Annotated in this window: 27 protein-coding genes; 11 read left to right on the top strand and 16 right to left on the bottom strand. The window is 69.6% G+C overall.

The window, feature by feature from the left end; genetic code table 11:
* Nucleotides 1–13: 13 nt before the first annotated feature.
* Complete coding sequence (locus HJC40_RS32105; RefSeq protein WP_250006905.1) at nt 14–1,654, top strand: PQQ-dependent sugar dehydrogenase; 1,641 nt, start codon at nt 14–16, stop codon at nt 1,652–1,654.
* Nucleotides 1,655–1,700: 46 nt separating this feature from the next.
* Here HJC40_RS32105 and HJC40_RS32100 read toward each other — a convergent pair whose 3' ends face one another.
* The gene (locus HJC40_RS32100) at nt 1,701–2,288 is read right to left on the bottom strand and encodes a hypothetical protein (protein ID WP_250006903.1); all 588 of its coding nucleotides are present in this window, start codon (nt 2,286–2,288) and stop codon (nt 1,701–1,703) included.
* A gap of 99 nt (nt 2,289–2,387) precedes the next feature.
* Here HJC40_RS32100 and HJC40_RS32095 point away from each other — a divergent pair, with 99 nt between their 5' ends.
* Together HJC40_RS32095 and HJC40_RS32090 are read left to right on the top strand one after the other, a co-directional pair.
* Complete coding sequence (locus HJC40_RS32095) at nt 2,388–2,855, top strand: hypothetical protein (protein ID WP_250006901.1); 468 nt, start codon at nt 2,388–2,390, stop codon at nt 2,853–2,855.
* Between the two features lie 440 nt (nt 2,856–3,295).
* Nucleotides 3,296–3,778 (top strand): hypothetical protein, encoded by a 483-nt coding sequence (locus tag HJC40_RS32090; protein ID WP_250006899.1) that lies wholly within the window; start codon nt 3,296–3,298, stop codon nt 3,776–3,778.
* A 373-nt stretch (nt 3,779–4,151) separates the two neighbouring features.
* Here the strand turns inward: HJC40_RS32090 and HJC40_RS32085 are convergent, their stop codons facing one another.
* The 3 genes from HJC40_RS32085 to HJC40_RS32075 all read right to left on the bottom strand — a co-directional run bounded on the left by HJC40_RS32085 (nt 4,152) and on the right by HJC40_RS32075 (nt 5,729).
* Nucleotides 4,152–4,505: a hypothetical protein gene (locus HJC40_RS32085; RefSeq protein WP_250006897.1), complete on the bottom strand. Its 354-nt coding sequence runs from the start codon at nt 4,503–4,505 to the stop codon at nt 4,152–4,154.
* Between the two features lie 193 nt (nt 4,506–4,698).
* On the bottom strand, nt 4,699–4,857 hold the full coding sequence (locus HJC40_RS32080) for a hypothetical protein (RefSeq protein WP_250006895.1): 159 nt from the start codon (nt 4,855–4,857) through the stop codon (nt 4,699–4,701).
* Between the two features lie 146 nt (nt 4,858–5,003).
* Complete coding sequence (locus tag HJC40_RS32075) at nt 5,004–5,729, bottom strand: hypothetical protein (protein WP_250006893.1); 726 nt, start codon at nt 5,727–5,729, stop codon at nt 5,004–5,006.
* A 232-nt stretch (nt 5,730–5,961) separates the two neighbouring features.
* Between HJC40_RS32075 and HJC40_RS32070 the strand changes: the two genes are divergently transcribed.
* A complete protein-coding gene (locus HJC40_RS32070) occupies nt 5,962–6,501 on the top strand; it encodes a GNAT family N-acetyltransferase (protein WP_250006891.1) in 540 nt (179 codons plus the stop codon).
* Here HJC40_RS32070 and HJC40_RS32065 read toward each other — a convergent pair.
* The gene (locus tag HJC40_RS32065) at nt 6,493–7,302 is read right to left on the bottom strand and encodes an alpha/beta fold hydrolase (protein WP_250006888.1); all 810 of its coding nucleotides are present in this window, start codon (nt 7,300–7,302) and stop codon (nt 6,493–6,495) included. The two genes, HJC40_RS32070 and HJC40_RS32065, sit on opposite strands and share 9 nt — an antisense overlap.
* A gap of 8 nt (nt 7,303–7,310) precedes the next feature.
* Nucleotides 7,311–7,583: a hypothetical protein gene (locus tag HJC40_RS32060; RefSeq protein ID WP_250006886.1), complete on the bottom strand. Its 273-nt coding sequence runs from the start codon at nt 7,581–7,583 to the stop codon at nt 7,311–7,313.
* Nucleotides 7,584–7,739: 156 nt separating this feature from the next.
* Here HJC40_RS32060 and HJC40_RS32055 point away from each other — a divergent pair, with 156 nt between their 5' ends.
* From HJC40_RS32055 to HJC40_RS32040, 4 genes are all read left to right on the top strand, one after another.
* Nucleotides 7,740–9,236 carry a gluconokinase gene (locus tag HJC40_RS32055; RefSeq protein ID WP_250006884.1) on the top strand — a complete coding sequence of 499 codons (1,497 nt, stop codon included), beginning with the start codon at nt 7,740–7,742 and terminating at the stop codon, nt 9,234–9,236.
* Nucleotides 9,237–9,301: 65 nt separating this feature from the next.
* Nucleotides 9,302–10,201 carry a hypothetical protein gene (locus HJC40_RS32050; RefSeq protein ID WP_250006882.1) on the top strand — a complete coding sequence of 300 codons (900 nt, stop codon included), beginning with the start codon at nt 9,302–9,304 and terminating at the stop codon, nt 10,199–10,201.
* Nucleotides 10,202–10,380: 179 nt separating this feature from the next.
* Nucleotides 10,381–10,692, top strand: coding sequence for a hypothetical protein (locus tag HJC40_RS32045; protein ID WP_250006880.1), 312 nt, complete (start codon nt 10,381–10,383; stop codon nt 10,690–10,692).
* Nucleotides 10,692–11,639, top strand: a complete 948-nt coding sequence (locus HJC40_RS32040) for a hypothetical protein (protein ID WP_250006879.1) — start codon at nt 10,692–10,694, stop codon at nt 11,637–11,639. Before HJC40_RS32045 ends, HJC40_RS32040 begins: the two co-directional genes overlap by 1 nt.
* Before the next feature lie 20 nt (nt 11,640–11,659).
* On the opposite strand, the gene HJC40_RS32035 is transcribed toward HJC40_RS32040, so the two are convergent.
* From HJC40_RS32035 to HJC40_RS32025, 3 genes are read right to left on the bottom strand one after another with little or no spacing between them, the layout of a single operon-like run.
* Complete coding sequence (locus HJC40_RS32035) at nt 11,660–12,097, bottom strand: SRPBCC domain-containing protein (protein WP_250006877.1); 438 nt, start codon at nt 12,095–12,097, stop codon at nt 11,660–11,662.
* Nucleotides 12,090–12,437 carry a metalloregulator ArsR/SmtB family transcription factor gene (locus HJC40_RS32030; protein WP_308200967.1) on the bottom strand — a complete coding sequence of 116 codons (348 nt, stop codon included), beginning with the start codon at nt 12,435–12,437 and terminating at the stop codon, nt 12,090–12,092. Before HJC40_RS32030 ends, HJC40_RS32035 begins: the two co-directional genes overlap by 8 nt.
* Nucleotides 12,434–12,871 (bottom strand): SRPBCC family protein, encoded by a 438-nt coding sequence (locus HJC40_RS32025; RefSeq protein WP_250006876.1) that lies wholly within the window; start codon nt 12,869–12,871, stop codon nt 12,434–12,436. Before HJC40_RS32025 ends, HJC40_RS32030 begins: the two co-directional genes overlap by 4 nt.
* A gap of 197 nt (nt 12,872–13,068) precedes the next feature.
* On the opposite strand from HJC40_RS32025, the gene HJC40_RS32020 reads away from it, so the two are divergent.
* Entirely contained in the window at nt 13,069–14,697 is a 1,629-nt protein-coding gene (locus HJC40_RS32020; RefSeq protein ID WP_250006875.1) for a methyl-accepting chemotaxis protein, read from the top strand.
* Nucleotides 14,698–14,837: 140 nt separating this feature from the next.
* Here HJC40_RS32020 and HJC40_RS32015 read toward each other — a convergent pair whose 3' ends face one another.
* The 3 genes from HJC40_RS32015 to HJC40_RS32005 all read right to left on the bottom strand — a co-directional run bounded on the left by HJC40_RS32015 (nt 14,838) and on the right by HJC40_RS32005 (nt 19,977).
* Nucleotides 14,838–15,425 (bottom strand): pentapeptide repeat-containing protein, encoded by a 588-nt coding sequence (locus HJC40_RS32015; protein ID WP_250006874.1) that lies wholly within the window; start codon nt 15,423–15,425, stop codon nt 14,838–14,840.
* A gap of 30 nt (nt 15,426–15,455) precedes the next feature.
* Entirely contained in the window at nt 15,456–16,643 is a 1,188-nt protein-coding gene (gene ligD / locus HJC40_RS32010; protein WP_250006873.1) for a non-homologous end-joining DNA ligase, read from the bottom strand.
* 265 nt (nt 16,644–16,908) lie between these two features.
* Entirely contained in the window at nt 16,909–19,977 is a 3,069-nt protein-coding gene (locus tag HJC40_RS32005) for a PAS domain-containing sensor histidine kinase (protein ID WP_250006872.1), read from the bottom strand.
* Nucleotides 19,978–20,645: 668 nt separating this feature from the next.
* Here HJC40_RS32005 and HJC40_RS32000 point away from each other — a divergent pair.
* Nucleotides 20,646–22,268: a methyl-accepting chemotaxis protein gene (locus tag HJC40_RS32000; RefSeq protein WP_250006871.1), complete on the top strand. Its 1,623-nt coding sequence runs from the start codon at nt 20,646–20,648 to the stop codon at nt 22,266–22,268.
* Between the two features lie 82 nt (nt 22,269–22,350).
* On the opposite strand, the gene HJC40_RS31995 is transcribed toward HJC40_RS32000, so the two are convergent.
* Complete coding sequence (locus HJC40_RS31995) at nt 22,351–23,622, bottom strand: PP2C family protein-serine/threonine phosphatase (protein ID WP_250006869.1); 1,272 nt, start codon at nt 23,620–23,622, stop codon at nt 22,351–22,353.
* Between the two features lie 10 nt (nt 23,623–23,632).
* Nucleotides 23,633–24,010 (bottom strand): VOC family protein, encoded by a 378-nt coding sequence (locus tag HJC40_RS31990; protein WP_250006867.1) that lies wholly within the window; start codon nt 24,008–24,010, stop codon nt 23,633–23,635.
* A gap of 89 nt (nt 24,011–24,099) precedes the next feature.
* Between HJC40_RS31990 and HJC40_RS31985 the strand changes: the two genes are divergently transcribed.
* Complete coding sequence (locus HJC40_RS31985; RefSeq protein WP_250006865.1) at nt 24,100–25,038, top strand: hypothetical protein; 939 nt, start codon at nt 24,100–24,102, stop codon at nt 25,036–25,038.
* A 51-nt stretch (nt 25,039–25,089) separates the two neighbouring features.
* Here the strand turns inward: HJC40_RS31985 and HJC40_RS31980 are convergent, their stop codons facing one another.
* Together HJC40_RS31980 and HJC40_RS31975 are read right to left on the bottom strand one after the other, a co-directional pair.
* On the bottom strand, nt 25,090–25,827 hold the full coding sequence (locus tag HJC40_RS31980) for a VOC family protein (protein WP_250006863.1): 738 nt from the start codon (nt 25,825–25,827) through the stop codon (nt 25,090–25,092).
* A gap of 9 nt (nt 25,828–25,836) precedes the next feature.
* A complete protein-coding gene (locus HJC40_RS31975; protein WP_250006861.1) occupies nt 25,837–26,382 on the bottom strand; it encodes a dihydrofolate reductase family protein in 546 nt (181 codons plus the stop codon).
* Between the last annotated feature and the right edge of the window lie 20 nt (nt 26,383–26,402).

Genomic DNA, 26,402 nt, shown 5'->3' with positions numbered 1-26,402 from the left:
AAAGGTGTTTCCCATGCGCGCTGTCGCGGTGTCCCTGATCTCCGCCCTGATCGCGGCCGGCAGCTCTGTGCCGTCGGCGGCCGCGGTCGACACCACGCCGCCGAGCGCGCCGGCCGAGCTGCGCGCCGGCGCGCTCACGTGTGACTCGGTCGAGCTGAGCTGGTCGGCCGCCACCGACGACGTCGGCGTCGACGCCTACGACATCTATCACGACGGTCAGCTCGTGACGTCGGTGCCGGGCACCACGACATCGGCGAGCCTGCCGGTCGTCGGCGGCGCCACGTGGGGCTGGTATGTCAACGCCCGCGACCGGGCCGGGAACGTGTCGCAGGCCGGCCCGACCGTGCCGGTCACCCCGCCGTTCTGCGAGGCCGACGAGCAGGCGCCCACCAGCCCGCGCGGGCTGAGCGGCACCGCGACCGGCACCACGGCCACCCTGACATGGACGGCCGCCACCGACAACGTGGCCGTCACCGCGTACCTGGTCTACCGCAACGGCACCGCGGTCGGCACGGTCACCGGCTCGGCCGCGACCACCTTCACCGACAGCGGGCTGCGCCCAGGGACCCGATACCGGTACGCCGTGGCCGCCCGCGACGCCCAGGGCAACACGTCGGCCCGCAGCGCCACGGTGGCGGTCACCACCGGGACCAGCTGCACCAACCCGGTGTGTGTCACGACCCAGGTGACCACCGAGTCGGACCTGCCGTGGGGGCTGGTCCAGACGCCCGACGGCACGGTCCTCTACGGCCAGCGCGATGTCTTCGACGTCATCGCGATGAACCCCGACGGCAGCGGCAAACACAGCATCGGCACGGTCCCCGGTGTCGAAGGCACCAACGGCGAGGGCGGCCTGCTCGGGTTGGCGGTCGGGCCTGATTTCGCCGCCGACCGGTGGCTGTACGTCTATCACACCAGCGCCACGGACAACCGGATCGTCCGCCTCCGCTACGACGACACGCTGCGCCCCGACACCCTCGAGGTGCTGCTGACCGGGATCCCGCGCAACAAGTACCACAACGGCGGACGGCTGCGCTTCGGCCCGGACGGCATGCTGTACGCCGCGGCCGGCGACGGTCAGGACCCGGACCAGGCGCAAGACCTGAGCAATCTGGGCGGCAAGGTGCTGCGGCTGCGGCCCGACGGTGGCGTGCCGGCCGACAACCCGTTCGCGGGCAGTCCTGTGTGGAGCTATGGGCACCGCAACCCGCAGGGGCTCGCGTTCGATTCGCAGGGCCGGTTGTGGCAGCAGGAGTTCGGCAACAACGTGATGGACGAGACGAACCTCGTGGTCAAGGGTGGCAACTACGGGTGGCCGGCCTGCGAGGGTACGACCGGCGACTGCGCCGGGCCGGGCCTGGTGGCTCCGGTACGGACGTACCCGGTCGCCCAGGCGTCCTGCAGCGGCATCGCGATCGTCCGCGACGTGCTCTACCTCGCCTGCCTGCGCGGCGCCCGGGTCTACCGGGCGGCGATCAGCGGCGACACCCTGACCGACGTCCAGCAGTACTTCGTCGGCACCTACGGCCGGCTGCGCACCATCGAGCCGTCGACCGACGGCAACCTGTGGCTGACCACCAGCACCGGCGGCGACAAGGACAGCGTGCCCCGCAACAGCGACGAGAGGATCTTCAAGGTCACCGTGGCCGGCTGACCGACAGCCATGCCGGTGCACGACGTACTACCCGCTGCCACCTGCTTCAGGTGGTTGACCCGCGCGGCTCGCCCACGTCACGCAGGGACTGCGCCGCTGCACGGCTGCGCCTGGTGTTCCGCATCGACCAAGGGCCCACGATGGCCCAGAACACCACGGCGAGCCACCACCACGGCCCATTGAGGACCGCCTTGAGGACGAACATGGCGAGCATCAAGCCGAACACCGCGATCTCGACTGCCGGCGCCAGTCTGCGGCGTAGCTTCTGGTCCACCAGACGGCGCGCACCTGGATACAGTCGTGCATCGTCCGGCCACCGCCCGGCATCAACGCTGCGCACGACCATGATTCGCTCTTCCGGGCTCAGCACCTGCCCGTCGGCTTCGAACATCCGTCGCTCCTGAGACCTCATGAGAAGACCGAACACGATCCCGAACAGCACTGCTGAGGCTGCAGCGCCGACGAGCTCGCCTGCCGAGTCGGGGTCGTCGTCGCTCGCCCACGAGACGATGAACATGGCTGTGCCGAAGAACAAGCCGGCCACCGCCCCGCGTACCCACCAGGGAATCCGGAGCCACCAATAGCTTTTTGCACCTTCGGGTGACATCCGACCGTATTCATCGACGTCGCTCATGCCTGCTCTTTTCCCGGCGTACGCGGATCACAACCCCCACCCAGGCCGAGGCTCCGAGCGCCTCCTGACTCATCGATCTTGCCCACTACGATGGGCGCCGTGGGGGATTCCGTACAGCCGGTCGGCGAGGTGCGCATTCTCGCGCAGACTCGGCTCTGGCCGGCCATCGCGATACCCGGCGTTGCAGCGATCGCGATCGTCATCGGCGCGTTGGCTACCGGTTACGTCAGCTGGTACGCGGTAGGCGGCGTTGCCGCCTCGTTCTCCATCGCGGTCGCCCGCCGGCACAACACGGTGCTCAGCGACGACAAAGGACTGCTCCTGCGGGCCGGTAGAGCCTTGAGCCGGTCCTACGCCTGGAGCGACATCGAGCGCATGGGCTGGCGGGACACCGGACTATGGGGAAGCACGCTGCAGGTCCATCCCCGCGGCGGCCCCTACGATGTGCCCGGACCCAACTCCCCGATCGATGTGGGAAAGGTCTGGCGACCGAGGCGCCGATACGCCGACGACCCCATGCCCGCACTGCTGCAGCACCATGGCATCAAGACATTGGTCGACCGCTGACATCCCGGACTGGCGTCTGCTTAGCCGGCTAGCGTTTCCCAGCCCGTAACAACAGAGGAACTGCGATACCGGTCGCTACCATTGCCAGCCCCGTTGAAACGCCCACTGCGTCGCCTCGATTCATGGTGGCGAGCGCAACTCCGAGCAAGACAAATCCTGCAGAGAAGGCGTAAACAAGCGTAAAGCGCCTTGGTCTATGCATAAGAAGCAATTCTCCAAAGTTACCGGTCTGGTCCGCGATACCGGTCGTGCCGAGCCCTACGATTCTCGATCTGCGCGGTCCCGGATCGGACTGCGCGTCAGGATGTAGACGACGCAGCCGAGGACGAGGGTGCCGGCCTCTGCCCACCGAGCACAGCCACTTCACGGTGGCCGGCGCTTACCGTGAATTGATCAACTTCTCTAGAGTGTGAGGGTAACCGACACAAGGGAGCCGAAGAATGTCCGTACGTCTTGCCGCACCCCGACGCGTCCTGCACTCCATAGTGGCTCTGCTGGTCGGCCTGGGCGCGGCCGCGGCGGTGGCCCCGCAGCCGGCGTCCGCCTCAGGGTGGCACTACAAGAGCTGCGTGATCCCGGTCAGCAACCGGACAGTCGATTTCGACTTCAATATCGAATGGAACAGCGACAATCTCGACCAGTTCCGGATCTGGTGGTTCGGCTGGGACACCACCCCGTCGTTCACGCCGTCGCGCATGGTGGTCTCCACGTACCAGACGGACCGCAGCCGGCCGATCATCCGGGCCTGGGGCGGATCCGCGGACACCCTGCACGACGTCGACAGCATCGGGAGCACAGGCGGCAACTGGGAGCAGACTTGGCACGACGCGGGAAACACCGTCGGTGTCTACGCCCGCGTCTACCTCAACGGCAACTCCAACGGCTGGTGCGACTCCCCGCTGATCCGCACCCCCCGCAACTGACAACCGACTGACGACGACCCCGACGACGCCATTGCCCGCGGGAGCGCCGCGGTTGAACGGCAGCCGAACTCGGCGACGCGATCCCGTACCGTTTCGGATCGCGTCGCCGAGTGAGGGAGCGGTGGCACATCCATCCGGTCCGACCCGCCACCAACGAATCACACGGATAGTCGGCAACCCGGTCAGGACGGGTGTTACTCTGCTGGCGGCCGGCGAAGCACTGCACGCCATCGGTGACGTGGCCCGAGCCGCTGTACATCGCAGCGATGTTCGGCCTCACCGCCAAACCCGCCCTGCGCCATGCCAAGACCGCCTGGCCGGAGCGCTCTGAGCAGCCATCGCCCGACACGAGGTGGCAGCCGCGCCGGCAACGTCACGAGGCAGGTGCTGCCGGACACTGATGGACGACGGCGGCATCGGGAACGTGACCGGCGGTCAGCAGCGCGTCCAGTTCACCAAGCAGCGCCTCAAGACCGTCCAGACCGGTCAGGTCGTAATGCTTGCTGACCGCTTGATCATCGGAGACGCGAACGGCATCGAGCTCCGCTTCGCCGCTGATCCAAATCAGCAGGCCGCCCAGCCAGGTCGTCGACTCGAATTCGCTGACAACCACCGGCTTGCCGTGGTTCGGCGCGACCGGGCGGATCTGCCAGTCGAGCCTCAGCCGCTCCCAAGTCTCCGCCCGAGCCGTCACGGCCGGCCCCAGCTCATCCAGAGGAAAGTTCACGATCGGCACTATCGCACGGCACCCACTCCGCCGTGCTCTGCCACATGGCATCGACGGCATCGCCGACGCTCCTCATTGCCGCAAGGGGCTACCCCCTTGCCTGGTCGGCGACCCCGGTCGCCCGGGCGTCCTGCAGCGGCATCGCGATCGTCCGCGCCGTGCTTTATATCGCCTGCCTGCGCAGCGCCCGGGTCTACCGGGCGGTGATCAGCGGCGACACCCTGACCGACGTCCAGCAGTACTTCGTCGGCACCCACGGCCGGCTGCGCACCATCGAACCGTCGACCGACGGCAACCTGTGGCTGACCACCAGCACCGGCGGCGACAAGGACAGCGTGCCCCGCAACAGCAACGAAAATCTTCAAAGTCACCGTGGCCGGCTGACCGGGTGGCCTCGAGCGCCGAGCGTTCGATCAGAACACCGGGCGCTGCGGCTCTTGAGTCATTCATCGATCCAGGCAGCTCCGACAATGACCGCGTGCCCGTCGACAGCAACAGTCACCGGTCGGGACCATTCGGCGGCCATCGTCCAGAATCTTGCCAATAGGGTGCTGCCGGTGGCGGCTGAGTATGCGAAGGCATCGCCGCAACACCATAAGGCATGCAGACCCCTGGTGAGTTGGTCGCGTTTCCGGCGGTTGAGCCGGACGACTGTCCGGAATTGGCTTTCACCCGGGCCTTTCCGTCCATCGCCGTTGCTATGGCATGAAGCGCCAGAGTAGGCGTGATCGCGAAGAAAAAAAGCATTACCAGCGCGAAGATAACATCGAAGGCGGTCATATTTTTTATTGTGGATATGGTAAGTATGACGGTGACGAACACGAACCATACGAGACTGCAATAGTAGAACGCACGAACAAGCCTGGCCCCACTGCCCGTGACCCCCACCAGGAAGAGTTGCCGCAAGCTCAATAGCGGTTTCTTCGGCGCCGGGAACGCAGCCAACGCCTTAGCCGCAAGACCGTAGGCCTCGTCGAGCGTGTTCATGGCTTTCATGCGGTGGTCAGAATGTTGATCGGAAAGGCCGTCCAACTCCGCCACCGCCTTCGCCCAATTCTCGACAACAGTCATTCTGGTTGCGGCATCGTCCAATGCTCGCCGCCGGAGATCGTCCGAGTTGCGACGGCTATGCCATTCACGGCCCCATACGCCGGCTGCAGTAACCAGTCCTCCCACCACGGGCACCATAACCGCAGCGATCAGGTTCAGGTGTGCGTCTTTCATTCCCCTCACCGCCTAAGAAGTCGAGCCAATCCGAGCCTAAACGACCGGATGCCCCTGTTCGGCTTGACTAACCTCGATCGGTCAGTTCCAAGGCAGCCTCTCGTCGCCCACACAAAACTCTGACCGTTTACGCAAAGCTTGATCGTCGCACTCTACGATCGACAAGGGAGTTGCGAAGTATTCGCTCAGCTCGAGCGCCGCACAGCCGATCCTGGGAACTACCGTTGTCGGCATGTTGAGCTGGCGTCGAGTCACCCCGGACGACTTTCCGTTGCTCGCTCGGTGGCTGGCGGCGCCGCATGTGGCTCGGTGGTGGCATCACGAGACGTCGGCGGAGGCGGTCGAGCGGGACTTCGGGCCGTCTGCGCGGCGTGAGGAGCCCAACGAGGACCTGCTGGCCGTGCTCGACGGCGTCCCGCTCGGGCTGGTGCAGCGTTCGTTCCTGCACGACTATCCCGAGTACCTCGACGAGCTCACGCCGATCGTCGCGGTGCCGCCCCGGGCGATGACCATCGACTACCTGATCGGCGACGACGCCGCCACCGGGCGGGGTCTGGGCACCGGCATGATTCGTTCGGCGCTGGAGCGGTTGTGGGCCGAGCACCCCGACGCCGAGTGTGTGATCGTGGCAGTCCACGCCGACAACGTCGCCTCGTGGCGGGCGCTGGAACGGGCCGGTCTGGCGCGGATCGCCCACGGCGAACTCGACCCCGACAACCCGGCCGACGACCGGCGCCACGTCATCTACCGGCTGGACCGGCCCTCAGGATGACGCACGGCGCGACAGGTAGGCCTTCATCACGTCGATGGTCTCCTCCGGCGCGCTCAGGTTGGGGCAGTGGCCGGTGGCGTTCATGACCACCAGGGTGCTGTCGGGAAGGTGGTCGCTGACGTACTGCCCGACGCAGCGGGGCGCGATGATGTCGTCGGTGCACTGCATCACCAGCGACGGGGTGCGCACGGAGGGCAGGTCGCGCCGGTTGTCCGACAGGAACGTGACGCGGGCGAACTGCTTGGCGATGGCCGGGTCGGTGGCGCAGAAGCTGTTGACCAGTTCGGCGCTGAGCTCGGGGCGCTGCGGGTTCGCCATGATCATCGGGGCGATGACGCTGGACCAGCCGAGGTAGTTGCTGTCCAGGGCCTGCATCATCTCCTCGATGTCCGAGGCGCTGAAGCCGCCGACGTAGTCCCCGTCGTCGATGTAGGACGGGGACGGGCCGATCAGGATGAGCTCGGCGAAGCGGGCGGGCTCGCGGATGGCCGCCAGGATGCCGATCATGGCGCTGACCGAGTGCCCCACGAAGATCACGTCGTGCAGGTCGAGGTCGCGCACGATCGTGAGCACGTCGGAGGCGTAGCCGTCCAGGCCGGCGTACTTGACCTCGTCGTACGCCTGCAGGTCCGACCGGCCGACGCCGATGTGATCGAACAGCACGATCCGGTACGTGTCGGCGAACGCGGGCGCCACCAGCCGCCACATGTTCTGGTCGCAGCCGTAGCCGTGCGCGAAGAGCATCGGCTGACCGTCCGGCACGCCACTGATCTCGATGGCGTGCCGGCGTACGGTCTCCATCGGCTTGCCTAGCGGTGCTCGTCGACGATGGCGGTGGCCACGGCGTGCAACTGCGCGCCGTCGGGCTGGAAGCCGGCGGCGATGTCGGGGTGCAGGCTGTCGCGGGTCTCGACCAGCAGTTCCTCGGCCACCTCCTGAACGCTCTCGCCGGTGTAGTTGTCGTCGACGGTGTGCGTGGCGTGCTGCAGGGCGGAGGTGAGCTGCTGCTCCAGGGGCTTCTGCAACTTCTGGGCGGCCGGGCTCAGGGTGTCGGCGTCCAGCGTCACACGAGGATTGATCATTTTCGGCTCCAGCCAAGGTCCACGAAGGTGGCGGCAACATGCCCGCCACGCCCGCGGCCCAATCGGCGTTTCGGCGGAATCCCCCGGACGAGTCAGTGGGATAGGGCACAGCGCCGGGCGTTTGGGGGGCCGGGCTCCCGGGGTACCGGCTCGACGATGCCTGAGACTGCGAAGACCCCGGCCGATGACGACGTCGCGCTCGACGCGGCGCTGGATCCTCTGGTGGTCGCGCTGGACATCGGTTCCACTGCCACGCGCGGGGGCGTGCACGACGCATCGGGCCGGCGGGTTCACGGGCTGCAGCACAAGGTGCCGCACGCCTTCACGGTGGCGCCCGACGGCACGTCGGTCATCGACCCCGACCAGGTGACCGCCGAGGTCGGGCAGGTCCTCGACGCGGTGACCGGCAACCGGCGGCTGGGCACCCGCATCGCCGGGGTCGCGATGGACACCTTCGCCGCCTCGCTGATCGCGGTCGACGCGGCCGGGCACGCCCTCACCCCCTGCCTGACGTACGCCGACTCGCGCAGCGCCGACGCGGTGGCCGCCCTGCGGGAGGAACTCGACGAGCACGCGGTGCAGCAGCGCACCGGCACGCGTCTGCACACCAGCTATCACGCCCCGCGCCTGCGCTGGCTCGCGGCCGCCGAGCCTCGCGTCGCCGGTGAGGCCACGGCGTTCTGGTCGCTGGGCGAGTACATCCTGGCCCGGCTGATCGGGGAGCCGCTGGCCGGGACGTCCACGGTGGCGTGGACCGGGCTGCTCGACCGGCGCACCGGCGAGCTCGACGCCGAACTGCTGACCGCCGCGGGCATCGGCGCCGAGCACCTCTCCCCCGTACGCGATCTGACCGAGCCGGCCCATCCGGCGGCGCCGCAGCGCTGGCCCGCCCTGGCCCGGGCCGCGTGGTTCCCGGTGATCACCGACGGCTTCGCCAGCAACATCGGCTCGGGCGCGACCGACGCCACGGTGGTCACGGCGGCCACCGCCACCAGCGGCGCGCTGCGGGTTCTGCTGGACGGCCCGGCCGATCCCCTGCCGTTCGGGCTGTGGAACTACCGGGTCAGCGCGGGCCGCACCCTGCTCGGCGGGGCGATCAACGACGTCGGCCGGGCGGTCAGCTGGGCTCAGGACACGCTGCGCCTGAGCCCGGAGCTGGGGTCCGTGCTGGCCGCGGCGCCGAGCGACGCCACCCCGCTGGTGCTGCCGTACCTCACCGGGGAGCGCGCGCCGGGCTGGATCGGCGAGGCCCGCGCCGTGCTGGGCGGGGTGTCCGCGGCCACCGGCGCCGACGCGCTGTTCCGCGGGATCGTCGAGGGTGTGGCCCTGACGTACGCCCGGGTCGCCGACGAGCTGCGCCCGGCCGCCCCGCGGGTGCTCGAGGTCGCGGCGGCCGGCCGGGTCAGCAACGACCACCCCGAGTGGCTGGGGATCCTCGCCGACGTGCTGGGCCGGCCGGTGACGCACGTGACCCGGCGCCGGGCCACGCAGCGGGGAACGGCGCTGCTCGCCCTCGACGTGCTGGCTCCCGAGATCCCGCGCGCGCCCCGGGCCACCGGCGCCACGTACGAGCCCCGGCCCGCGCACGCCGAGCACTACGCGCAACGCCGCGCGCGCTTCGCCGAGGCGTACGACGCGCTGGTGCGCCGCTGACAGCCGCGTCCTCTTCCTGACAGGCAGCTATCGAGAGGTGTCTCTGAGTTGCCATCATCGACCGTATGTTCGGACGGCGACGTGACACCCCGAGTCCCTGCGCGACGTTGCGGGAACCCCGGCCCGAAGCCGAGCCCTGGCGTTCGTACCCCTCGGGTTCGGATGTCGCGGTGCGGGAACGGCTGGCCGAGTTCCGCGGGCTGTTCCGCGATCACGGTCATCGCCTGGTCTCCCTGCGCGATCCCCTGAGCGCGGCGTCGGTCGGCGCTTCGCTCAGTGCCCCGTTCATCTCGATCACCGACCTGATGGGACTCCCCCGGGAGATCGTCCTGGACGCCATCGCCGACATGGGAACCCCGGAGGCGCGGGCGGCGCTGCTGGCGCTGGCCGTGGCGACCGACGGGCAACTGGAGACGCTGGCGCGCCGGGCCGCCGCGCGGATGGATCAGGTCGGTGAGCCGCCGTGGGCGCGGCCGGCCCGCTCGCCGCTGCGGCTGCTGTCCACCGACCGGCTGATCGACCGGGACGACGACCGGGTCACGGCGCTGGTGGTCACCGTCGGGCAGGGGCGGCGCCGGGCGTGCTTTTTCGCACGGTTCCATCCGCAGTCGCTGCTCACCGCCAGGGTCGTGTACCTGCCGTCGACGTACCGGGGAACGGTGCTGGCCCAGGCGGCCGCCGGTCAGGACCCGGCCGCGCCCTTCCGGTTCACCCGGCGGCTGCGGGCCAAGGACGACCGGGACAGCCTGTTCGCCCTGGTCGGTTCAATGCTGGAGGAGAACGAGGTGAACCTGCGCAAGGGGCACGACTACCCGCCGTACCCGCCCGACCTGTGTCACCTCTCCCGGATCGGCGACGTGACCGTCGTGCCGGCTGTGCTCGTCCTGCTGCGCAAGTTCCTGCTCAGCGCGTACGGAATCTCGGCCTGGGAAGACATCGGCGGCCGCACCGCCGTGTGGTCCTGAGCCACAGGGCGCCCAGTACCTCGATCAGGGACGCCCGAACGGGCGGCAGGGGCACCATCCGGAGCCGCCCGGCCCACCATGCGCGCGAGTTTCCGGCTGAGCTGGGCGAACGGGGCGTATGTGACCGGTTTACACCGTTATTTACCTTACGGTGAAAGCCTGTCCCCGTGGAGGAAAGAATGCTCCGTATTCTCGCGTTACTGGCCGCCGTTGCATCTTCCTGCGCGGTGCCGATGACCGCCGTGACCTTCGTCCAAGGCATTTACGAGCGCGGCGACTTCCACTGGAGCCTCCTGCTGTCCTCCCTTTTCTACGTGGCCGTCACGGCGGCGCTCGTCGCCTACCTCAAGTCGCCCATGAAGGAGCGGAAACTGCTCGACCGTCATTCCTGCTGGCACTGCAACGGCACCGGCAGGACCAGGGTCCCCATCGGCGGCGGGTCCGCCGGCGGCGTGGCCATGGTCGAGCACGCCTGCTGTTACTGCCGTTGATGGATTCCCGGCGCCACTCCTGGTACTCCTGGCTGGAACCGTTCACCAACGCCCGCCGCGTGTTCCGCCCCGCATCCGCCGACGTCCGCTCGAAATATCAGACGCTGTCGAACTGGCGTACCGGTGCGGGTCTCGCCTGCATCTTTTATCTGAGCATTCCGGGAGAAAGAACCACCGTCGAGGTGGGCGTCGAGCGCCTCTTCAACTCCTATCTGTCCATCCTGGCCAGCTTCGTGCTGGTTGCTCTGGTCGTAGGCCTTCATCAGTGGCGGTTTCCGACCATGCCGGAATCCAGCCGCCGGGCCACCAATCAGGTGTGGATCCGGCTGCTGGTGTTCGTCGGCGCGATCGTCGCTTATTTGCCCGCGGATCTCAGCAACGGCGGCGACCTGCCGACGAACCCGGTTCTGCTCGTCACCGGCCTGTGGATCGCCATCTACGCCTTCCCGATGGCGTGGTATTCGCTGCGATGGACGTTCGGTGTCGGCGATGTCCGTCCCGCGCTCGGCCCGCTGGTGACCTCCCTCGCCGCCGGTCTCACGTTCACCGTCGACGCGCTGAAGGTCGAAGCCGTCAAACTCCCGGACACGTTGCCGGATCCGCTGCAGTTGCCCGCGAAGCTCACGGCTCTGGTGTCCGTGCTGGCGCTGGCGGCGCTGGAGTACCGCGCCATCCGCAAGGCTGCGCGGTCTCCCGAAGAGCCGGAGCCGGCCCCGTCGCCGCCTTACCAGGCCCCCCACCGGCCGTACAGCTCGTCGGCAGCCACGGGGATCGCACTGTGCCTGGTGATGCCGCCGATCGGGATCGTCGTGGCGGGCTGGGCCCTGCTCACCATCGACAGCGCCAGCGAGCGCGGCAAGAGCCACGTCGCTGTCGCCGCCGCCCTCACCACCGTGCTGATGGTGGCCATCTGCAGCGGTCTCGGCTCCGGCTCCGAGCTCGGCTGATCACCGCCGCCGGCGGGTGGTCAGTGCCAGTCGCTGATCTGTACGTCGTCCGGGGCCGGAGCGCCCCGGCCGGTCTCCACCAGGGACTTCAGACTCAGCAGGTACGAGGCCCACTTGGTACTGCAGTGATTCATGAACTCGACCGGCTCCTTCCAGCCCTGGTGTTCGAACAGGACGATCGTGTAGTCGCCGTCGTGGCGCAGTTTGAAGTCGATCGTGGTGCCGATCCACTCCTCGGGGCCGTCGACAACCCGCCAGCGCACCTCCTCGGCCGGGCGGGTCTCGAGGACCTCCATGTCGAAGCCCCCGACCGGCGGGAACCGGAACTGCAGCAGGCCGTCGCTCTCCCTGGTGTCGCCGGTCCACCAGGCGGCCAGGCCGTCGACGGTGGTCAGGGCCTCGTACACCTGCTGGGGTGTCGCGTCCTTGACGCCGACGCGGTGCAGGATGTCAACCATCTTCACTCCTCGTGGTCTGGATCGCCTCGGCGATCCGCTTGATGCGTTGCAGTCGGGCGTCCCACTCGGCGCCGACCGAGGCCAGCTGGGCCGCGGCCCGTTCGAGCCGGTGGTCGTCGACCCGGTAGCGCTTCTCCCGGCCGTCCGGGGTCGCGCGCACCAGCCCGGCGCGGTCGAGGACACCCAGGTGTTTGGCCACGGCCTGCCGGGTGACCGGCAGCTGCCGGCTCAGGGTGGTGGCGGTGCCGGCGCCGTCGGCGAGCAGCAGGTCGAGCATGCGGCGGCGGGTGGGGTCGCCGATCGCCGACCACAGGTCGTCGTCGACCAGGGCGGTGCTCACGGCCGCACGTCCAGGGTGGCGAGGTACGGCGCCAGCCGGGGCAGGAAGTAGTCCCAGCCGTTGACGTGGTCGGCGCGCACCTCCTCCTCGCGGAATCCCCTCTCGGAGAACGTGAGCAGCGTCCCCTGGCCCGACGGGACCAGGTCGAACGTCACCAGCAGCGAGTTGCCGGCCGTGGCCGGGTGGCCGGCCGGCTGGGTCCAGCGGAACGAGAACGTCCGCGGGGGCCGGGCCTCGACGACGGTGAACGCCACCACCTTGCCGTCCGCCTGCGGGTCACCGAAGACGATCTCGCCGGGCGCGCCGGGCTCCAGCTCGTAGCGGGCCTCGTCGGGCCACCACCGGCTGACGTGCTTCGGATCGCTGACCACGTCGAACACCACCTCGGGGGATGCCTCGATGTAGATCTCGCGCTCGATCGGCCCGGTCTCCATGCCTACCTCCTGCAACCTTTGGTTGCGAGTAACGGTAACCGCGCCACTGCTGATACGCAACCACCGGTTGCGCCTGGGCCGGGAAAAGTCGTACGGATTGAGCCCTGGGCTGAACCGGCTCAGCAGCGACCGGATCGGGCCGAACGGCAGACGGAGGCACCGGCAACGGGTGCCATGACGACCCTCGGGAGATGTCTATGAGCGGGCCGGCTAACACACCCCGGGTCGGTAACCGCCTCGACAACATGGGGGTCGGCGCCAAAATCATCGCCGCCGTGGCCGTGGTCGCCCTGGTCGCGATGGTGACCGCCGGAGTGGCCTGGGCCCGGCTCGGCTCGCTCGACGAGCGGATCCAGGGGCTCAAGGACGACAACATCACCCGGCTGGACGCGCTGGTCAACCTCCAGAACGGCATGTCGGACATGTACCGGGGGCTTTTCCTCTACCAGGGCGCCCAGACGACCGCCCAGAAGAACCAGTACGAGGACGAGGCCAAGGCCGGGCAGGCCGAGGTGGACAAGGCCGGCGATCAGTACGTGTCGGCCCCCGATCCCTCGACCACCTGGCAGACCCAGACCCAGGCCTTCGGTGGCGCCTGGACCGAGTACAAGGCGCTGGTGAACCTGCTGCTGTTCAAGGACGCCCCACCGGCCGGGATCACGCTGCCGACCACGCTGGCCGAGCAGTACACGCTGTGGGGCGATGCCGAGAAGACCATGAACACCGCCGTCGACCAGCTCATGACCCTCGAGCGCTCGCAGGCCCTGCAGGACAGCACCGACGCCCACACCGAGGCGTCCGGCGCCCAGCGGACGATCATCCTGCTGGTGCTGGCCGGGGTGCTCCTGTCGGTCGGGCTGGCCGTGCTGGTCGGCCGCAACATCTCCCGCCGGCTGGCCCGGGTCCGCGAGGTGCTCGACGGCGTCGCCGACGGCGACCTGACCCGGCAGGCTTCCACCACCGGTACGGACGAGGTCGGCATGATGGCCGGCGCGGTGAACCGGGCCACGACCTCGATCCGGGAGACCGTCGCGGCGCTCGGCAACTCCGCCCGCCTGCTGGCCGACTCGTCACGCCAGCTGTCGGCGTCCTCGGAGGCCATCGCCGGCAACGCCCGGGAGGCCTCGTCGCAGACCAGCCTGCTCGCCGCCGCCTCCGAGGACGTCTCGCGCAGCGTGCAGACGGTGGCCTCGGGCACCGAGGAGATGGGGTCGGCGATCCGGGAGATCTCCCAGTCGGCCAACGACGCGGCCGGCGTCGCGGCGCAGGCGGTCACCGAGGCGGCCGCCACCAACGCGACGGTCGGCAAGCTGGGCGCCTCGTCGGCGGAGATCGGCAACGTGGTCCGGGTGATCACCGCGATCGCCGAGCAGACCAACCTGCTCGCGCTCAACGCGACCATCGAGGCGGCCCGGGCCGGGGAGGCCGGCAAGGGCTTCGCCGTGGTCGCCAGCGAGGTCAAGGACCTGGCTCAGGAGACCGCGAAGGCCACCGGCGACATCTCGGCGCGGGTCGAGGCGATCCAGGCCGACACCGACGGCGCGGTGGCCGCGATCGGGCGGATCTCGCAGATCATCGCCCAGATCAACGACTACCAGATGACCATCGCGTCCGCGGTCGAGGAGCAGACCGCCACGACCAACGAGATGAGCCGGTCGATCGGCGAGGCCTCGACCGGCTCGGCCAGCATCGCCGGCAACATCGCCGGCGTCGCCGACGCCGCCCGCACGACGACCGCGACGGTGGCCGAGACCCAGCGCTCGGCCCAGGAACTGGCCCGCATGTCCACCGAGCTGCAGTCGGTCGTGGCCCACTTCCGGGTCTAGCCGGCGATCAAGCAGTCGACGGCGGCGGGAACGGCCGGCTGTCGTCAGCGGTCCTTGACCACGATGCCGAGGGTCTGGGCCAGCGCGGGGGCGGCCTGGGCGAGCTGCCCGCTGTCGATGACCGCCCCGCGCAGGTCGGCTCAGCCCTGCGCGACGTCCAGCTCGACGGCGCCGCGGAAGTCGAGCTTCTTGGTCGTCACCTTGTCGAAGCGGGCCCGCCGGATCGACGACCCGGGGAACGTCACGGCGGTGAGCGTGGCGCCGTAGAAGTCGACCTCGGTCAGATCGCAGTCGCGGAACTCGACGTCCTGCAGCTTGGCCCCGCGCAGGTTCAGGCTGTCGATCTTGCAGCCCTGCAGGACGACCCGGCGCCAATAGGAGCCGTACGCCTGCAGGCCCGCAATGCTGCTGTCGAGGATCGACACGTTGAGCAGCTGGGCGTCGCCCCAGGCGCCGCCGATCCAGCGGCTGCGGGAGATCCACACGTCGTCCAGGCGGACCCCGTCGAAGGCGCCGCCGGTGAAGGTCACCGACGTCATCGCGCACTCGGAGAAGCGCGAACCGCCCGCCCGGACGTCGTCGAACTCCGCGCTGTCGAGGTGGACCTCGGCGTGGTCGCCGTCGTGGCCGAGCTCGTCGGTGAGCGGGCGCAGATGCCGCGCGTACGGCAGGGAGGCGAGATCCGGCACCACCGGCATGGGAGTCCTCTCGGGGCGATCGCGGGTCACGTCGCCGTCGAGGGTAGTTCCACCCGGGCTCTACGCGGCGCCGGAGGTCTCGGCCTGGCGGGCGTCGACCAGGTCGCCCAGATGCACGCCGGCCTCCTCGAGCAGGCGCTGGACGGTGGCGATGACCAGCCCGTCGATGACGTTGTCGCCGTGGATCAGGCGGTAGAAGTCCTGCCGGCCGCGGCGTACGGCCTCGACCCGCCAGCGGCCGTCGGGGGTCTGCATCGCGCCGATCACGGTGCCCTGCGACGGCGGCGGGATCGGCTCCGCGGCGCGGCGGATCGACGACGCGGCCCGGTCGGTGCGCAGGCCCCGCCACGACGGGTGGCGCAGGCGGCCGTCCGGGGTCCAGTTGCGGAACGCCACCTCGCCGATCAGGCAGGGCTCGACCCAGTGGGCGTGGCGGGCGTGCTCGCGCGGCACGTCGCCGACCGGCGGGGTCGCCCGGGCCAGCGGCGCGAGCTCACCCTGCAGGTGCGTCAGCGCGGCGTCGCTGAAGCCGGTGCCGACGTGCCCGGCGAAGACCAGGCGGTCGCGCTCGTCGTGCACGGCGAGCAGCAGCGAGCCGATCGTGCCCGAGCGGCGGCCGGCCCCGGCCTTCCAGCCGATGACCAGCACCTCCTGCGTCCTGATGAGCGGCACCTTGGTCCAGTCGGCCGACCGCTTGCCGGGCCGGTACGGCGACGCCAGCCGCTTGGCGACCACGCCCTCCATCCCGGCCAGCTCGGCCGCCTGCAGCACGGTGCGACCGTCGACGTCGAGGAACCGGACCGGTACGCGCACGTGCTCGCTGGCCAGGTCGAGCCCGGCCAGCGTGTCGCGCCTGGTCGCGTACGGCTGGGAAGTGAGGTCTTGATCGTCGAGCTCGAGCAGGTCGAAGACGTAGTAGAGCACCGGGACGGAGGCGACCAGGGCCGGGCTGGGCAGGGCGACGTGCATGCGCTGCTGCAGGCGGGCGAACGACGGGCGGTCGGTCTCCAGCGCGACGACCTCGCCGTCGAGCACCGCGCTGCGGCCGCCGAGCAGCCCGCCCAGCTCGCCCAGCTCGGGATAGGTGGCGGTGATGTCGTTGAGGTTGCGCGAGAAGGCCTGGACCCGGCCGTCGCGCACCTCGGCGATCGCGCGGACCCCGTCGTACTTGAACTCGAATGCCCACCCGGGACCGGCCGGCAGGGCGCCGGCGGAGGCGAGCATCGGGCTGAACACCCCTCCAGTCATGCGCATAACGGCCGGGGCGGCAACCGGTACGCGCAAAGATCACCTAACTACACGGCTGTAGTTTTCCCAGCTCACGGCTTCAAGGTCCGGTCGGGCGCGGCGCCGGCCCCGGTGTCGCGGGTGGTGCCGTGCCCACCGTGCCCATCAGCATCGCTGGAATCACGGGCTGCCGCGTGTCTCAGCGGAAGCGAGGGCGTACTTGTCGACGTCGGTACCGTCGACATGAGACTCGAAAGGCACTGGCCTCCTGGAGTGACGGAAAACGTCAGCCGGTGGTGGGGTAGTCCTGCTTCGCCGGGCGCGCGGTGGCGGGCAGTCCGTTGAGGTGCAGGTACTTACGGACGCGGCCGAGCAGTTCCCGGCTGGTGAAGGGTTTCTCGATGATGGTGACGCCCTCGGGCAGGGTGCCGTTCTCGGTGAGCACGGGTTCGGCGTAGCCGGACATGTACAACACCGGGATGCCCGGGCGTAGCCGGCGGATCCGGGCGGCGACCTCGTTGCCGGTCATCTTCGGCATGATCACATCGGTGAGCAGCAGATCGATGCCGCCGGGATGAGTCTGGGCGAGGTGCAGGGCCTGCTCGCCGCCGCTGGCGGTCAGAACGTGGTAGCCGGCGCGGGTCAGAATCCGGCCGGTGATCACGCGCAGGTCGTCCTCGTCCTCGACCATCAGGATCGTCTCGTGCGCCGCCACGCCGACGGCCACCTCGACCATCGAGCCGGAGCCGGGGGTGGCGTCGACGGGGCGGGCGTCGACGGCGGGCAGGATCACGGTGACGGTGGTGCCGATGCCGTTTTCGGAGTAGAGGCGGACATCACCGCCGGCGGCGGTGGCGATGCCGTAAACCGTGGCCAGCCCCAAGCCGGTGCCGGACCCTTTCGGTTTGGTGGTGTAGAACGGCTCGAAGGCGCGCTCGATCACCTCCGGCGGCATGCCGGTGCCGGTGTCGCTTATGCGGATGCGGACATAGCGGCCGATCGGCAGGGGTGAGCCGGTGATGTCGTCGTCGCTGATCTCGGCGTTTGTGGTGTCGATGGACAGGGTGCCGCCGCCGGGCATCGCGTCGCGGGCGTTGACGGCGAGGTTGACCAGTATCTGCTCGATCTGCCCGGGGTCGGCGTGGACCGGCCGCAGGTTCCGGTCCAGGGTGGTGACCAGGTGAATGTGTTCCCCGATGCTGCGTCGCAGCATCGGTTCGACGTCGCCGATGACGTGGTTGATGTTGAGGACCTCGGCCTGGGTGATGTCACGGCGGCCGAAGGCGAGCAGTTGTTTGGTCAGCCGGGTCGCGCGTTCCGCGGCGCGGCTGATCTGGCCGCAGTCTTTGCGGGCGTCGGCCAGGTCGGCGGGTTCGGCGGCCGGCCTGTCGAGGGTTTCGGAAATCATCTCAGCGTAGTTGCTGATCACGGCGAGGATGTTGTTGAAGTCGTGGGCCACGCCGCCGGCGAGCTGGCCGAGGCTTTCCAGCCGTCTGGTGTGCTGCATGCGCTTCTCGGCGGCGTCGCGTTCGGCTTGGGTGATGAGCCGTTCACGTTCCGCTTGGGCGATCAACCGGTCGGTGACGTCACGGATGGCCGTGGTCGCGATCACGCCCCCGTCGGTGTCGACCGCGGACAGGCTGATCTCAGCGGGGAACTCGCTGCCGTCCTTGCGCACGGCGGCCAGCGCGGCCCCGGCACCCATGGCCCTTTTCCGCGGCTGGGCGAAGTAGCCGTCGCGGTGGTGCGGGTGAGCGCCGCGCAGCCGCTCGGGTACCAGGATGTCGACGGACTGGCCCAGCAGTTCCTCGCGGCGGTAGCCGAACAAGCGTTCGGCCTGGGCGTTGATCAGCGCGATGGACCCGTCACGGGTGACGCCGATAATCGCGTCCGGGGCGGCCTCGAGCAGTCCTTCGAACATCGCCTCGGCGCGTTCACGTTCGCTGACGTCGCGCGAGATCGACGCCACCCCGGCGGCCCGGCCGTTGGCGTCGGTGATCGGCGACAGGGTCAGCGACACCGTGATCGTGACGCCATCCTTGCGCCGGCGCTGCACGCGGTACTGATCGATACGGTCACCGGCAGCGATACGCGCCATCAACCGCCCTTCGGTCTGTTCCTGTCCGGGTGGAAACAACAAGGAACCGTGCTGACCGAGCACCTCGTCGCGCCGGTAACCGTAGAGCTGTTCGGCGCCGGTGTTCCAGCTGGTGATCACACCGTCGAGAGTCTTGCCGACGATCGCGTCGTGGGACGACTCCACGATCAAGGCCAGGCTCTGCCGTTCAGCGAGGATGCCGGCCCGTCCCGCCAGTGCCGCGGCACGGTGGGCCAGCCCGGTGAAGGCCGCGATGTCGTCCTCGGCGAACAGGCTGCGGTAGCGGTTGAGCAGCAGCAGCACCCCCGGTCCGTTGCTGGTGTGCACCGGGGCCGCCGTCACGAACCGGGTGCCGCTGGCCTGGGCCAGCTTCACGGCCGCGGCCGGTGGACGGGTCCATCCGGCCAGGGCGTCGATCGTGGTGTCGGCGGCCAGCAGCTCATCGCAGTCCGGGCTTTCGCACTCATAGTCGCCGGCCGGCAGGCCGGCCTGCCCGGCTACCTGCACAGTGCCGCCCGCAGTGCGCATCAACACCACCACAGCGTCTGCGCCCAGTACCGCGGCTGCTTCACCGCAGAAGTGCTGCCACGTGCGCGCCGCCGGTTCATCCGCGGGTGCGTCGACCAGCCGGCCCAGCACCGCGGATGTGACCTTCTGCGACCAGCTGTGCCGCAGCGAGCGCGGCGGCACGAACGCCATCAGATACAACACACCGGAGGTCAGGGCGACGGCCCGCGCCTGCACCGCAGAGCCGGTGGCGGCAATCAACAGAGCCGTGCCGAACAAGGCGGTACCGGCCGCGGCGCACCACAGCCGGGCCCTCGCTGCGCCGCCACGGCGCTGCGCCTCGGCAGCCAGCAGCCATGCCGCGAGACCCTCCACGAGGAAGAACACGCTCACCGCGGGCCAGACCACCGGTCTCGGCAACGGATGGGTCGCAGAGGCCAGCACCGGCACCGCGGTCAACACCGACGCCGCCAAGGCCGCCGGCCACCTCCACCACAGCAGCGGACGCAACCGGCTCACCAGGCGCAAGCTGAACACCGGTTTGGCCAGCAGCAACGCGATAGCCATGATCATCACCGCTCGCGGCGGTGTCCCGATGAACAGTCGCAGCAGCCCGACGAGGAACAGCATTGCCACCGATGCGAACATCCACATCACGTCACGCAGCAGCGGATCCCGACGCCGCAGATAACGCCATGTCGCCGATACAAGAACCACCACGAACAGCGACGTGACCACAATCAGCGCCATGACCACCTCTGTCTCGACGGCCGCGAGACCGGCAATAGGGACAATTCTGAACCACGCTCACGTTACGGCGAAGGGGAGCGGCTCGTTCAGAAACACCAACCGCCGACTGCACGGCGACAGGAACGATGGAGCCCGCGCCGTCGGTGGCGCGGCCGCCCGTATCGATGCAGAAATCGACCGGATGCTCTGAGCCTGAACTCGAGTCGGTGACGGACCTCGCCGAGGCGATGCAGTTGATGAGCGGCGCCCGGACTACGCTGACCCGCTACGCGGACAACCTGGCGGCTGGCCTGTCATCATGATGAGCCGGCGTGGCGGCCGCTCGTGGGCGGGGACGGCGAGTGGGACAAGACGTTGCGATGCTCAGGGTCTGTCCGGCGTGGGTGTCGCGAGCCGATCGCGGCCGCTAAATCACCGGGACGGTGCGCCGCACCTGCAGTAGTGCCGCAGTCCACTTATCGGCTGTCACGGCGCTCGAGACTGCCCATTGCGGGGCGAATCTGATGAGACGCTTAAGCCTGTCTCATCGCCACGGATGATTCGTTGGCGCTCACTCGGTTGGTGAAGGTGCCGATGAGGACGATGCGGGAGGCGGGGCCTGACCGTGGGGGGTCACCGGGCTGTGTCCGAGGGGCGCCCGACACACACGCGTCATGAAAGAGACCGATATGAGCACCATCACCGCCGGCGGTACGCCCGCGCAGGCACGGCGTTCCTTCGCTGATCTCAAGGTCAACGTCAAGATCCTCACGGCGATCAGCCTGGCTGTGCTGGTCGCGATCATCGTGGGGGTCGTCGGTCTCCTGGCGCTGAGCGCCGCGAGCGCGTCCGCGCAGGCCATCTATTCCAGCAATACGAGCGTCAAGGCCATGGGTGACATCCAATCGTCCATGAAGCAGGCCAGGCTTGATCTGTCCAACCATGCGATCTCCCGCGACGCCGCGACAACGGCCAAGTACGAGCAGGCTTTCGCCGCTGACCTGAAGGCTGTCGACGCGGGGTTCACCGCGTACGCTGCCAGCCACCCGGTCGGTGACCCCACCGTGATCGCCGACCTGCGGTCGAACTGGCAGGCCTACGCACAGATCGCCCAGAACAAGCAGCTACCGGCTGGCCGGGCCAACGACCTGAAACGCTGGCAGAACACTCGCGACACCGAGATCAACCCGTTGATCACGAAGATGACGCAGGACCTCGACACGTTGGGCACCGCTGAGAGCACCGATGCCAAGAGCAACGCAGCCTCGGCGAAGTCCGGCTACGAGTCCAGCCGTACCACCTCGATCGTGCTGCTGGTCGCCGGTTCGCTGCTGGCCCTGATCCTGGGCACCTGGGTGGCTCGTCAGATCGTGCGGTCGCTGGGCAAGGTCAAGAACGTGTGTGACGGCCTGGCCGCCGGCGACCTCACCCGCACCACCGGCCTGACCTCCCGTGACGAGCCCGGACTGATGGGCCGTTCCCTGGACGAGGCGATGACCCGCCTGCGCCAGACCGTGTCGACCATCGACGGGTCGGCGACGTCGCTGGCCGGCGCGTCGGAGCAGATGTCGGGCACCGCGCAGCAGATCGCCGCGTCGGCGGAAGAGGCCACGGCGCAGGCGCACGCCGTGTCGGCAGCCACGGAGGAGATTTCCCGCAGCGTCTCGACTGTCTCGGCCGGCAGTGAGGAGATGGGCGCCGCGATCCGAGAGATCTCCCAGAACGCCACCGAGGCCGCCCAGGTGGCCTCCGACGCGGTGAACCTCACGGCTGCCACCTCCGTGACCATGAACAAGCTGGGCGAGTCGTCGGCCGAGATCGGCGACGTCATCAAAGTGATCACCTCGATCGCCGAGCAGACCAACCTGCTCGCGCTGAACGCCACGATCGAGGCGGCTCGCGCCGGCGAGCTCGGCAAGGGTTTCGCCGTGGTGGCCTCCGAGGTCAAGGACCTCGCTCAGGAGACCGCCCGGGCGACCGAGGACATCTCCAAGCGGGTTGAGGCGATCCAGGCCGACACCGGCGGCGCGGTCACCGCGATTGAGAAGATCTCGCACGTGATCGCCCAGATCAGTGACTTCCAGACCACCATCGCCTCGGCTGTGGAGGAGCAGACCGCGACCACGGCGGAGATGAACCGCTCCGTCGCCGAAGCCGCGACCGGCACCAACGAGATCTCCGCGAACATCACCGGCGTCGCCGAAGCCGCCCGCCTCACCGCCGAAGGTGTCAGCCAGACCCAGCAGGCCACGGCCGAACTCGCCCGCATGTCCACCGACCTGAGCGCCCTGGTCAGCCACTTCCGCTACTGATCGCGCGGCGCCGGCGCTCGCGGTCGGTCGGCAACCGGTACGCGCAAAGATCACCTAACTACACGGGTGTAGTTTTCCCAGCTCACGGCTTCGAGGCGCGATCGGGCTCGGCGCCCGCCCGGGTGTGGCGGGTGGTGCCGTGCCCGCCGTGCCAGTCCAGGATCAGCAGGCAGGCGTCGTCGGGCAGGACGGGACCGGCGACTTCGAGGACGAGGTCGGCGATCACGCGCACGACCTCGCGGGGGTGCAGGTCGCTCAGGTCCTGCAGCCGGGTGGACAGTTCGAGGCCGGCCGCGCCCCGTTCCAGCATGCCGTCGGTGAGCAGCACCAGACGGTCGCCGGGGCGCAACGCGATCTCGGCCTCCCGGTAGGGCTGCTCGCGCAGCACCCCGAACGGCCGGTTGGCCGGCAGCGTCACCGCCACGGTATCGCCGTCGCGGATCAGCAGCGGCAACGGATGCCCGGCGTTGACGACGCCGAGGATCCCGGTGGCCAGGTCGAGGCGGCCCAGAAGCCCGGTGGCGAACAGCGACCCGTCGGACCTGTTGTCGACGAGCGCGTCGTCCGCCGCCCGGGCCTGGTCGAGCAGGGTGCCGCCGCGGCGGCGGGCGTTGCGCAGAGCGCCCACGCACAGGGTCGCGGTGAGGGCGCTCTGCACGCCGTGGCCCACCGCGTCGGTGACGCTCAGGTGCAGCAGATCCCGGGCCACGCTGTAGTCGAAGGTGTCGCCGCCGATGCTGGCCGCCGGTTCCAGCCAGGCGGCCAGGGTGAACGAGTCGGCTTCACAGGTGAACGAGGCCGGCAGCAGCCGCCGCTGGATCTCGGCGGCGAGCGTGAACGGGCTCGTCCGCTGGCCCCACTCGAACAGGTCGGTGTGCCGGCGGTTGGCGATCACGACGAACGCCAGCGTGTGCGCGGCCCGCGACACCCGCTGCAGGACCGCCTCGGTCGGCGCGTCCGGCAGGGCCATCTCCAGCAGGCCGATGGCTTCGCCCCGCTGGGTGACCGGTGCGCGCACGACATGCCGGCCGCCGACGACCTCGACCAGCACCCGCTGCACGCGCAGGGCCTGCTCCCGGGGGCCGCCGTCGAAGGGCAGCACCATCGCGACGTCCTCGTCCTGCCGGCGCCCGCCGGCCGGGGCGTCGATCGGGACGTGAACCAGGCACACCAGGGCACGGCCGCTCATGTCGGCCACGAGGAACGACACCCAGGACGCGTCGAGGCTCTGCCCGATGCTGCGGGTCACCGCCTGCACGGCGTCGACCGGGGCGGCCTTCTCCACGGCGAGCAGCACATCGTCGAGATCCCCGCCGCTGCTGCCTGGCCCGGCCACCCGGCTGTCCTCGATCACAGGGCGGAGCCTAGGGCAGCGAGACCGGCCGGGCCCATCCCGGTCGCGGGATCAGGCAGAACGGGTGGCCGGCCGGGTCGGCGAACACGTGATCACCGGGCAGCGGTGTCGCGCCGAGCTCGCGGACGGCCTCGGCCGCGACCGTCAGGTCGTCGACCATGACGTCGAGGTGCATCTGCTGCGGTACGGCCGGGTCGGGCCACGTCGGCGGCCGGTGATCCGGGGCGCGCTGGAACGCCATCCCGGAGGTGGTGTCGTCCTCGGCGACCACCACGAAGTCGTCGTCGCGGTAGGTGACCGGCCGGCCCAGCAGCGCGCTCCAGAAGCGGGCCTCGGCCATCGGGTCGGGGCAATCGACGATCAGGTGGTGCGGGCGTCCCACCGGCATGGTGCTCACCTCGTCCGTCCTGGCTCGGCCGTAAACCTGTTGAACCGCGGTCCTACGCTGAGCGGGTCGATAACTCGAAACGGGGATTCATGCGCGTTCAGCGTTTCACAGCCGGCGCTCTCGCCGGTGTCACCACCCTCACCGTGCTCGGTGGCTGCGCCGCCCAGCAGATCCAGGCCCTGGAGCCCAAGCTCGAGCTGCGCAACGCCGCTCAGCAGCTCGCCGACGCCCAGCAGGCCGGCTTCACCCTCAAGCTGACCGGCAACCCGGCCGACCTGCCCGACACCGACGCCAAGGAAGCCGCCCAGATCCTCAACTCGTCGCTGACCATGGCGTACGACAAGGGCGGCCCGGGCGACGCCGACGACACCTCGAGCCTGGCGGTGACCGTCGACGGCGTGACCGGCGCCGAGATCCGGTTCGTCGGCGGGTCGCTCTACGCCAAGGCGCCGGTCAAGGAGCTGGCGGCGAAGTTCGGGGCCACGCCGGCCGACATCAAGGAGCTCAGCGGCGGGGCGCCCGCCCTCGACGCGCTCGTCGCCGGCAAGTGGGTCACGATCGACGCCAAGCAGCTGGCCGAGCGGGCCGGCACGGCCACGGCGACACCCGACGCCGAGCAGCAGCGGGCGGCCAAGGAGCTGACCACCAGCGCCACCAACCTGCTCGAGGGAGCCGACGTCGTCCGCGACAGCGCCGACGACAAGCACCTGATCGTCACGTCCACGACCACCAAGGCGTACGCGGAGGCCAAGCGCTTCGCCACGGCCGTGAGCCCGTCGCTGGCCGGCGAGTTCCCGGCCAAGGCGCCCAAGGACCAGCCGGTCGTGCTCGACCTGTGGCTCGACGGCGGCAAGCTGACCGCCGCGGAGCTCGACGTCCTGCAGTTCGTCGACGGCGCGACCAGCCGCGTCGCCGCCCGCCTCGAGGTGACCGGCGGCGCCCCGATCACGGCCCCCGAGGGAGCCACCAAGGTCGACCTGAGCAGCCTGCCCATGGCGTACGCGCCCGGGCTGAGCCTCGGCAAGTAAGCCCGGTGAGGTGGGCCGGCCGCCGGCCCACCTCGCCCGGCCGAGGTCACGTCAGCCGGGCGCCAGCAGGCAGAACTCGTTGCCCTCGGGGTCGGCCAGGACCGTCCACGAGATGTCGGCGGCCCCCAGATCGACGGGGGTGGCGCCGAGAGCCCGCAGCCGGGCCGTCTCGGCCTGCGGGTCGTCGCCCGGGTAGGGACGGACGTCGAGGTGGACGCGGTTCCACCCGGTCTTCGCGTCGGGCGTGCGGAGGAACTGCAAGTAAGGCCCGACGCCCCGGGCCGAGCGCAGAACCGCGTTGTCGTCGGTCACCTTGAGCACGGTCCAGTCCGTGGCCTGGCCCCAGAAGCCGGCCATCACGCGCGGGTCCGCGCAGTCGACCACGACCGAGGCGATCGGGCCGGTGTCCTGGGCCTGGTCGTGCCAGTCCAGCACGCAGAACTCGTTGCCCTCGGGGTCGGCCAGCACCACCCAACTGACATCGCCCTGACCGACATCGGCCGGGGTCGCGCCCAGCTCCCTCAGGCGCGCGACGAGCTCGGCCTGATGAGCCGCCGACGTGGTGGCCAGGTCGACGTGCACCCGGTTCTTCACCGTCTTGGGTTCCGGAGAGACCACGAGGTCGATGCAGACAGCGGCCGGGTCGGGGTAGACGAAGCCCACGGGTTCGAGGTTGGTCACGCCGGGGCCCTCGCTGGAGAGCTCCCAGCCGAGGGCGGCCGCCCAGAAGGCGCCCAGCGCGGAGTCGTCCCGAGCCTTCATGTTGATCTGAACCAGCCGCGTCGCCATGCCGCGGTGCTAGGCCTTCTTGAGCACGCGGAAGCGGAGCAGGGTGACGGCGCCCGACTGGAGGTTGGCGAAGGGTTCCAGGTCGATGCGGCCGAGGCCGGCGGGCGAGAAGCGGACACCGTCGCCGAGCAGCACCGGCAGAACGTACACCAGGATCTCGTCGACGAGCCCGCGCTGCAGGCACTGGGCCGCCACGTCGGCCCCGAGAATCTCCAGGTTCTTGCCGCCCGCGGCGCTGCGGGCCGTGGCCACGGCTTCCTCGACGTCACAGGTGAGGAACGTGACGGCCGGGTCCGGCTCGGCGGGAGGCTCGTGGGTCAGGACGAACTGCGCTCCCCCCTCGTACGGGGCGGCGTCCGGGCCGGCCATGCGCTTGCCCACCTCGTACGTGCCCCGGCCGACGAGCATGGCCCCCGTGGCCGCCATGACCTCCGGGAAGGTCACCGCGGTCAGGTGCTCGAAGATCCAGTCCATGGCGTGGTCCGGACCGGCGATGAACCCGTCCAGCGACATCGCCCTGTTCACGACCACCTTGCCGGTGCTCACATCGCTCATGGTCTTCTCCCAGGTTCGGC

The organism is Actinoplanes sp. M2I2 (assembly GCF_023544445.1).
Classification (GTDB): domain Bacteria; phylum Actinomycetota; class Actinomycetes; order Mycobacteriales; family Micromonosporaceae; genus Actinoplanes.
The sequence above is the reverse complement of the archived record's forward strand: the minus strand, read 5'-3'. Positions and strand labels throughout refer to the sequence as shown.